At 70.7% G+C, this 5,605-nt stretch carries 6 protein-coding genes; 4 read left to right on the top strand and 2 right to left on the bottom strand.

The features are described 5' to 3' along the window. Positions 1 to 539 (top strand): biotin/lipoyl-containing protein (locus K6I33_RS30955; protein ID WP_229357865.1); only part of this gene is annotated, 539 nt, incomplete at its 5' end. A gap of 222 nt (positions 540 to 761) precedes the next feature. Next, positions 762 to 1,313 carry a TetR/AcrR family transcriptional regulator gene (locus K6I33_RS30960; protein WP_229357866.1) on the top strand — a complete coding sequence of 184 codons (552 nt, stop codon included), beginning with the start codon at positions 762 to 764 and terminating at the stop codon, positions 1,311 to 1,313. A gap of 64 nt (positions 1,314 to 1,377) precedes the next feature. On the opposite strand, the gene K6I33_RS30965 is transcribed toward K6I33_RS30960, so the two are convergent. Further along, the gene (locus K6I33_RS30965; protein ID WP_275126815.1) at positions 1,378 to 2,418 is read right to left on the bottom strand and encodes a DeoR/GlpR family DNA-binding transcription regulator; all 1,041 of its coding nucleotides are present in this window, start codon (positions 2,416 to 2,418) and stop codon (positions 1,378 to 1,380) included. Between the two features lie 121 nt (positions 2,419 to 2,539). Continuing rightward, the gene (locus K6I33_RS30970; protein ID WP_229357867.1) at positions 2,540 to 3,988 is read right to left on the bottom strand and encodes an NAD(P)H-quinone dehydrogenase; all 1,449 of its coding nucleotides are present in this window, start codon (positions 3,986 to 3,988) and stop codon (positions 2,540 to 2,542) included. 176 nt (positions 3,989 to 4,164) lie between these two features. Here K6I33_RS30970 and K6I33_RS30975 point away from each other — a divergent pair, with 176 nt between their 5' ends. After that, positions 4,165 to 4,602, top strand: coding sequence for a gamma-glutamylcyclotransferase (locus tag K6I33_RS30975; protein ID WP_126915713.1), 438 nt, complete (start codon positions 4,165 to 4,167; stop codon positions 4,600 to 4,602). A gap of 122 nt (positions 4,603 to 4,724) precedes the next feature. Continuing rightward, positions 4,725 to 5,546 (top strand): purine-nucleoside phosphorylase, encoded by an 822-nt coding sequence (locus K6I33_RS30980; protein ID WP_229357868.1) that lies wholly within the window; start codon positions 4,725 to 4,727, stop codon positions 5,544 to 5,546. Positions 5,547 to 5,605: the final 59 nt, after the last annotated feature.

Raw genomic sequence — 5,605 nt, forward strand, 5'->3', positions numbered from 1 at the left:
CGGAGTTCCAGGTCGAGGGGATGGCCACCGCGATCCCGTTCCACCGTGCGGTGGTCACCGACCCGGCGTTCACCAGCGACCCGTTCCACGTCCACACCCGCTGGATCGAAACCGAATTCACCAACACCATCCCGCCCTTCTCCGGCGCCGCCGCCGAGGAGGAAGAGGAAGCCGGCCGTGAGACGGTCGTCGTCGAGGTCGGCGGCAAGCGCCTCGAGGTCTCCCTGCCGTCCTCGCTCGGGATGACCCTGGCCCGTACCGCCGCCGCGGGCGGTGCCAAGCCCAAGCGCCGCGCCGCCAAGAAGTCCGGCTCCGCCGCCTCCGGCGACAGCCTGGCCTCGCCGATGCAGGGCACGATCGTCAAGGTCGCGGTCGAGGAGGGCCAGCAGGTCAACGAGGGCGACCTCGTCGTGGTCCTGGAGGCCATGAAGATGGAACAGCCGATCAGCGCCCACCGCTCCGGCACCATCAAGGGGATCACCGCCGAGGTCGGCGCGTCCGTCTCCTCCGGCGCCGTGATCTGCGAGATCAAGGACTGATCCCAGGACCGATCCGGGACGTTCCCCGCTTCGCCGCCCACGGGCCCCCGCCGCACAGGCCGGGGGCCCGTGGGCATTCGTCGTCCGGGGCCCCCGGCGGCCTGGCATCCTTGACTGACGGGGGGAACCGGGGACTGACGGGGACTGTGGCACCGGCACGGCCATCGAATCGGGAGGACGGACGGAATGGCGACCGACGCGGCGCAGACGTCACCACGACCCATGCGCGCTGACGCACGGCGCAACTACGAGCGGCTGCTCACGGAGGCCCGTACGGCGTTCACCGAGCACGGCACGGACGCCTCCCTGGAGGACGTCGCCCGGCGGGCCGGGGTGGGCATCGGCACGCTCTACCGGCACTTCCCCAATCGCACGGCGCTGATGAGCGCGGTCTTCCAGGGCGAGGTCGACGGCATCCTCGCCCGCTCGCGCGAGCTGCTGGCGGCGCCCGAGCCCTGCCGGGCGCTGGTCGCCTGGCTGCGGGCCATCGTGGCGCACGCCAGCACCTATCGCGGTCTCTCCCGGGCGCTGATGGCCGCGCAGACGGACGAGGGCTCCGCCATGTCGCGGTGCAGCCTGCCGCTGCGCGACGCGGGACGCGCGCTGCTCGCCCGCGCCCAGCTGGCGGGCGCCATCAGCCCCGACGTGGACATCGTGGATCTGATGCAGTTGACGAACGCCATCGCGCTGGCGGTCGAACAGTCCCCGGACGACCCGGAGTTGGCCGACCGCCTGCTCACGCTCACCCTGACCGGGCTAAAAGCCCGGCCGTAGCCTTCGCCGGGGAGAGCTCGCGAATCCCCGGAGTCCCACCTGTCACGGGTGCCATCGGACCTGCCTACCGTCGGCGGGGTGCCAGGTCCGCCACCCGGGCCGTGGCCTGCTCGCCCAGGGACACCGTGCTGCGCAGCTGGGCGCCCGGCGGCCCGCCCTGGACCGGGCCGGGCGGCTGGCCGTGGCCCAGTGGCAGGCTTCTGCGCTGGCCGGGCAGCGGCGGTACGTCCCGGCGGCGCGGGGAGGCCGTGGGGACCTCCCCGTGGACGACGCCCGCGGCGGGTCCGCTGCCCGCGCCCGGGCCGGCCACCGAGATGTGGACGCCCTGGTCGGCCAGGGCCTGGAGCTCGGTGGCGGCCCGCTCGTCATGGACGGGCGGCTCATCGGTGACCAGTCTGGTGATCACATCGGTGGGCACGGTCTGGAACATGGTGTCCGTGCCCAGCTTGGTGTGGTCGGCGAGGACGACGACCTCCGCCGCCGCCTGTACCAGCGCCCGGTCCACGCTCGCGGAGAGCATGTTGGACGTGGACAGCCCGCGCTCGGCGGTCAGGCCGCTCCCGGACAGGAAGGCCCTGCTCACCCGGAGCCCCTGGAGGGACTGCTCCGCGCCGCTGCCGACCAGGGCGTAGTTGGAGCCTCTCAGGGTGCCGCCGGTCATGACGACCTCGACCCGGTTGGCGTGGGCCAGGGCCTGGGCGACGAGCAGGGAATTGGTGACCACGGTAAGACCCGGTACGCGGGCGAGCCGGCGGGCCAGCTCCTGGGTGGTCGTACCGGCGCCGACGACGACGGCCTCGCCTTCCTCGACGAAGCTCGCCGCGAGATCGGCGATGGCCGTCTTCTCGGCGGTCGCTAGATGGGATTTCTGCGGGAAGCCGGACTCCCTGGTGAAACCGCCCGGCAGCACCGCACCGCCGTGCCGGCGGTCGAGCAGTCCTTCGGCCTCCAGCGCCCGCACGTCCCGCCGTACGGTCACTTCTGAGGTCTGGACGACGCGGGCGAGCTCACGGAGCGAAACCGCCCCGTTGGCCCGCACCATTTCGAGGATCAATTGACGACGTTCTGCAGCGAACACGAAACCGACAGTAACGCCAACGTCCATCTGTTTTCAGCAGGTTGCAGCAATTAACGGAAGTTGTCCGTAGTGCGACCCAAGAGGTGGTATAGGGAACCGGAACAAACGGCTCCCCCCACTGTTCCTCCTTGGCCTTCCTTGGCCTTCCTTACGCTTCGCGCTGCGTCTTCCTCGTGTGCAACTGCCGTGCCACCTCGGCGACCGATCCCGAGAGGGACGGGTAGACGGTGAACGCGTTCGCGATCTGCTCGACCGTCAGATTGTTGTCGACGGCGATCGAGATCGGATGAATGAGCTCACTGGCGCGCGGCGAGACGACCACACCACCGACGACGATGCCCGTGCCGGGCCGGCAGAACATCTTCACGAAACCGTCGCGAATGCCCTGCATCTTCGCCCGCGGATTCCGCAGCAGCGGGAGCTTCACGACCCGGGCGTCGATGAGACCGTTGTCGACATCGGCCTGGGTGTACCCGACCGTCGCAATCTCCGGATCCGTAAATACGTTCGCGGATACCGTCTTCAGATTGAGCGGCGCCACCGCGTCACCCAGGAAGTGGTACATCGCGATGCGGCCCTGCATCGCCGCGACCGACGCCAGCGCGAACACGCCGGTGCAGTCGCCGGCCGCGTAGACGCCGGGCGCCGAGGTCCGCGAGACCTTGTCGGTCCGGATGTGCCCGGACTCGGTGAGCCGGACCCCGGCCTCCTCCAGCCCGATCCCCGCCGTGTTGGGAATGGAGCCCACGGCCATCAGGCAGTGGGTACCGGTGATCACCCGGCCGTCGGCCAGGGTCACCTCGACCCGGTCCCCCACCCGCTTGGCCGACTGGGCGCGCGAGCGCGCCATGACGTTCATGCCGCGCCGCCGGAAGACGTCCTCCAGCACGGCGGCCGCGTCCGGGTCCTCGCCCGGCAGCACCCGGTCGCGCGAGGAGACCAGCGTCACCTTGGAGCCCAGCGCCTGGTAGGCGCCGGCGAACTCGGCACCGGTCACACCGGAGCCGACCACGATCAGCTCTTCGGGCAGCTCGTCCAGGTCGTAGACCTGCGTCCAGTTCAGGATGCGCTCACCGTCGGGCAGCGCGTCCGGGATCTCACGGGGGTGGGCGCCGGTGGCGAGCAACACGGCGTCCGCGACCAGCGTCTCCTCGGCCCCGTCGGCGGCCGTCACGACCACCCGGCGCGAGCCGTCCGGCGCCTGCTGCGGCTCCAGCCGCCCGCGCCCGCGCATCACCCGGCCGCCCGCACGGGTCACCGAGGCGGTGATGTCGTGCGACTGGGCCAGCGCGAGACGCTTCACACGCCGGTTGACCTTGCCCAGGTCCACGCCCATCACCCGAGCGGCCTGCTCCAGCGGTGGAGTGTCGTCGGCGACGATGATCCCCAGCTCCTCGTAGGAGGAGTCGAAGTTGGTCATCACTTCCGCTGTAGCGATAAGAGTCTTCGAGGGAACGCAGTCGGTCAGCACCGACGCCCCACCCAGACCGTCGCAGTCGACGACGGTCACCTCCGCGCCGAGCTGGGCAGCGACAAGCGCCGCCTCGTAGCCGCCGGGTCCGCCACCGATGATCACGATCCGAGTCACGTACTCCATTGTCCCGCACCCATCAAAGCGACTCCTTCCGGGGCCTCCTTAGCGCGATCCCTCCGTGATTCCTACGCGAATCCTCTCCGAATCCCGAGCGAAACCCGCCAGAACGTTCGCGCGATCTCTCCTTCGAGACTGCCACCCCAAATGCCGTTCCGCCTCACTCCCGTACCCTCGGAACCATGTCGCTCTACGCCGCGTACGCCGGCAACCTCGACGCGCGGCTGATGTCCCGCCGCGCCCCCCACTCACCGCTGCGCGGCACCGGCTGGCTCAACGGCTGGCGGCTGACCTTCGGCGGGGAGCAGATGGGCTGGGAGGGCGCGCTCGCCACGATCGTCGAGGCCCCCCGCTCCCAGGTCTTCGTCGCCCTCTACGACATCGCTCCGATGGACGAGGACTCGATGGACCGTTGGGAGGGTGTCGGCCTGGATGTCTACCGCCGGATGCGGGTCCGGGTGCACACTCTCGACGGAGAGGAGCCGGCCTGGGTGTACGTCCTCAACGGCTACGAGGGAGGGCTCCCCTCCGCCCGCTACCTCGGCGAGATCGCCGACGCGGCGGAATCCGCCGGCGCGCCCCACGACTACGTCATGGAACTGCGCAAGCGGCCCTGCTGAGCCGTACTGGGTATGTGCGGAAAGTGACGATTCCATCTCGTCGCAACGCACAAAGCAACAATCGGAACACCGTAACCAGCGACATCTACGCGCGTAGGCCAGGAGCGGCTACCCTCGTCCGCGTGAACGCTTCTGTAACCCCCGACATCCAGGCCGACCCGTACGCCGCGGCCGACGCCGCCGCCGCTCGCCTCCGCGAGCTCACGGGCGCCGAGACCCACGACGTCGCCCTGGTCATGGGCTCCGGCTGGGTCCCCGCCACCGACGCCCTCGGCACCCCCGAGGCCGAGTTCCCGGTGACCGAGCTCCCCGGCTTCTCCGCCGCCGCCGTCGCGGGCCACGCGGGCACGGTCCGCTCCTACAAGGTCAACGACAAGCGCGCGCTCGTCTTCCTCGGCCGTACGCACTACTACGAGGGCCGCGGTGTCGCCGCCGTCGTCCACGGCGTCCGCACGTCCGTGGCCGCCGGCTGCAAGACCGTCGTCCTCACCAACGGCTGCGGCGGCCTCCGCGACGGCATGCGCCCCGGCCAGCCGGTGCTGATCAGCGACCACATCAACATGACGGCGACCTCGCCGATCGTCGGCGCCAACTTCGTCGACCTCACCGACCTGTACTCCCCCCGTCTGCGCGCCCTGTGCAAGGAGGTGGACGCCACCCTGGAGGAGGGCGTCTACGTCCAGCTCCCCGGCCCGCACTACGAGACCCCCGCCGAGATCAAGATGGTCCGCACCCTCGGTGGCGACCTCGTCGGCATGTCCACCACCCTCGAGGCCATCGCGGCCCGCGAGGCGGGCGCCGAGGTCCTGGGCATCTCCCTGGTGACCAACCTCGCCGCCGGCATGACCGGTGAGCCCCTCAACCACGAAGAGGTCCTGGAGGCCGGCCGCGACGCCGCCGCCCGCATGGGCTCGCTCCTCGCCCAGGTCCTGCCCAAGCTCTGACCTTGGACCCCACCCCGTGCCGGGGGCGCTTCCAGCGCCTCCGGCGCTGGTGTTTCCCC

Source organism: Streptomyces sp. UNOB3_S3 (assembly GCF_020740895.1).
Taxonomy (GTDB): domain Bacteria; phylum Actinomycetota; class Actinomycetes; order Streptomycetales; family Streptomycetaceae; genus Streptomyces.